This is a genomic window from Hymenobacter endophyticus (genome assembly GCF_032464715.1).
Classification (GTDB): Bacteria; Bacteroidota; Bacteroidia; order Cytophagales; family Hymenobacteraceae; genus Hymenobacter; species Hymenobacter endophyticus.
In genome coordinates, this window is record NZ_JAWDJT010000039.1 from 1 (window position 1) to 663 (window position 663).

At 60.6% G+C, this 663-nt stretch carries 1 protein-coding gene; it reads left to right on the top strand.

All coding sequences use genetic code 11. The annotated features are described in order from the left end of the window. The coding region (locus tag ROI90_RS21110) for a hypothetical protein (protein ID WP_316000265.1) at window positions 1-283 on the top strand (283 nt) is incomplete at its 5' end. Window positions 284-663: the final 380 nt, after the last annotated feature.

Consider the following 663-nt stretch of genomic DNA (forward strand, 5'->3'; position numbering starts at 1 on the left):
GAGGTATCTGGCTGAACTGGCGGCTCGACTGCACCGGAGGACGCTTTCCAGCTACATCGAGTGGGCCATCGTCAAGAGCCTCTCAGACAACGTGCTCAAGTCGGACCCCTCGGATCCGAGCGGCGGGCCGACGATCGATGACGAGGCTGAATTTCTCTGGGACGTGGATGACGCGGACAGGTTTGCCAAGCTCGCGCTGCGCTACCCACACCTGCTGAGTCACGAGGAGCAGGTGCGGTGGAAGCTCATTCGCGAGAATGGTTTCCTTTGGCGGGGGGCATAGCGTAGGGGGCAGCCAAGGGAGTGGACATGGACCGTCGATGAGGACTCGCTCGTCTTCGAGAGACTGCGTGAGCATTGGGCGACGTTCTGTCGCGTCGCTGATACCGGGGTCGGGCATGAGTCGTTGCCGACTTGGCCTAGAACCGATCCAACCTCATCGCATGAACGTTCGACGTCGAGGCCTCACCTCAAGGTCGATTCCGTCGACGCTGACGATGACATTCCATTCTGAAGGGGCGGGGTATGGCCAAGACGTTTGCCAGGTTGACTCGCCCCGCAATGCGAAAGCTCGCGACGGGCGAGAAGATCCACGAGCATGGGATCACCTTTGAGAGGTCTCGGAGTGGCGACGGGGTCTTCACCGTCAACATCATGGTCGAC